Origin of the sequence: Chitinilyticum litopenaei DSM 21440 (assembly GCF_000428145.1) — a bacterium.
Lineage (GTDB): Bacteria > Pseudomonadota > Gammaproteobacteria > Burkholderiales > Chitinibacteraceae > Chitinilyticum > Chitinilyticum litopenaei.
In genome coordinates this window covers 1-1,906 of record NZ_ATZJ01000081.1, presented here as the reverse complement: position 1 = coordinate 1,906, position 1,906 = coordinate 1, and the positions used below count along the sequence as shown (strand labels likewise).

Sequence of the window (1,906 nt, the reverse complement as noted above, 5' to 3'; positions counted from 1 at the left end):
CGACGCTGGCGTGCTCGTGCGCTTGTTCGAGCAGGAAGCCGTCGGCATCCCACTGATAGCGGGTGCGGCTGACGCTCTGGCCGTCGCTGCCGTGGTGGCAAGTATGGCGATGCAGGGAAAGCTATTTGTATACGCCTACAGCCTTTTATTTAAAAAAGCTAACGGTTATATACCCATGCGAGTTTTGAAATAGCCGTGCTGCCGACATGGAGTTTCGCCAGAGTTGCTTTGCTCGTCGGATTTTGTGGGGAAATCCAATAGAATCGGAGAAAACGGCTAATCACAAATCATCTGTGGAAAAGGCGTCGTAACTGAAGCCATCATTCAGGGCCTTAAAAGCAATGCCGCGAATGCTATTTTCTTCACATTGTTTTTTGAATTCTTCAGTGCAAATCAGCCAGTGTGTTTCTGCGCAAATGAATAGGTGAGGTATGTCATCTGGGATGCGCATTATGAATTTTCTGATCAATTCGCATGCTGGCCTTCCATCTTTGTACAAGATTTCTCCCGTGTAGAGATCTTTGAAAGGATCGAAGTCAGATTCTTCATATCAAGTAGATGGATTTCGGTTGTGGGCAAGATGATGTAGTAATCTTTTTCAGATCTTTTTTTTCCACGAATTAAAATTTCCAGAGGAATTGCGTAGTGTGGGATAGATAATAGATCCAGGATTTTCCGCAGTTTCTCGGATGCAATCATTGGGGCGTCAATCCCGAAATCAGCGTCTAGTTTTCTTACGTAACTTAGATATAGTTCTAAATGGCTGCCATTGTGTGGTTTGTATGTCTTCGGGTCTAGGGGGTCCCAGTAAAGACTTTCAATGTTCCATTCTCCAGCCCAGTGAATTGGGCATCCTAGTGTGTCTTCTTTATATATGATTTTATAAAGAATAGTTTCGTCACTCATAATAATCTACTAGTTATTGCATCGACAATTAGCAAACTGCGGATGCATCAAGATGGTTTTGTTTTTCTAAAGAAGATGTCTGATCAGGAGTCTTCAAATAATACATTGAGGCATGTTTGAAGGTTTTTGTATGAATCCTGAATTGGTATCAATATTTTATTTATGTTTGCATTTTTGGAGAATGAGGCTTCTCCGGTTAGAGATATTTCAAGGTATTCTTTGTTTAATTGGTAGTGTGCCTTTTTTGTATAGAATCCATGTTCTTGTGAAAGGTATTCAATATAAATTTCGTTGGAGTCAATTTCACGGGCTAGGCAAATGTACCCTCGATCATCGCCATTCCATCGGATGCATAAGGAGGTTAATCCTTCTTCGTCGTCAATGATCGGTTCGAGCGAGATTGAATTGTTGCTACTTATTAGCACTTCCATCCTTTTCCTCCTTGTTTTATGGTGTTTAGTTCTTGCTTTGTGAACTTAATTGTTCTGCCGTTGTTATGGACTGTTAGCTCGTCAAGTCCGAGTGTGCGAGCCATTGTCTTAATATCGCCCTTGCAATACGGACAGGCATCTTTTCCAGTAATGGTTAGGGTTCCCTTTCCTCCACTCAAGCCGGCGTCTTTTGCTTTACTCATTGCCTCAATTTCGGCATGCATATCAAATGTATTTGTATTGGGGCCTCGAAGTCCCGGCGATGTGGGGCCAGAGGTACGAGGTGCTCTGTCGGTAGGGTTAGTGCCTGTAAAAATTTGCCCGCCCATTTCAAAAATAGCATCAACAATTGCCCACCCCCACGGATCCATCCAGCCGTTCGGGTCGGGCACGTAGCCGTACAGGTGCAGGCCGCCCGCCAGGCCGATCGGGTCGGGGCTGAGGTAGCGCCCGCTTTCCGGGTCGTAATAGCGGAAGGTATTGTAGTGCAGCCCGCTTTCGCTGTCGTGATACTGACCGGGGAAGCGCAGCGGCTGGTGTTCGCCGCCCTGCGGTTCGTCCAGCTCGCC

General features: G+C 45.5%; 3 protein-coding genes. 1 reads left to right on the top strand and 2 read right to left on the bottom strand.

What is annotated here, in order from left to right; genetic code table 11:
* The coding region (locus C515_RS24415; protein ID WP_043650165.1) for a hypothetical protein at window positions 1-193 on the top strand (193 nt) is incomplete at its 5' end.
* A gap of 272 nt (window positions 194-465) precedes the next feature.
* Here the strand turns inward: C515_RS24415 and C515_RS23725 are convergent.
* Together C515_RS23725 and C515_RS23230 are read right to left on the bottom strand one after the other, a co-directional pair.
* Window positions 466-906, bottom strand: coding sequence for a hypothetical protein (locus C515_RS23725; RefSeq protein ID WP_144290509.1), 441 nt, complete (start codon window positions 904-906; stop codon window positions 466-468).
* Between the two features lie 418 nt (window positions 907-1,324).
* Window positions 1,325-1,906, bottom strand: a 582-nt coding sequence (locus tag C515_RS23230) for an RHS repeat-associated core domain-containing protein (RefSeq protein WP_245575052.1), incomplete at its 5' end; no start/stop codon positions are given.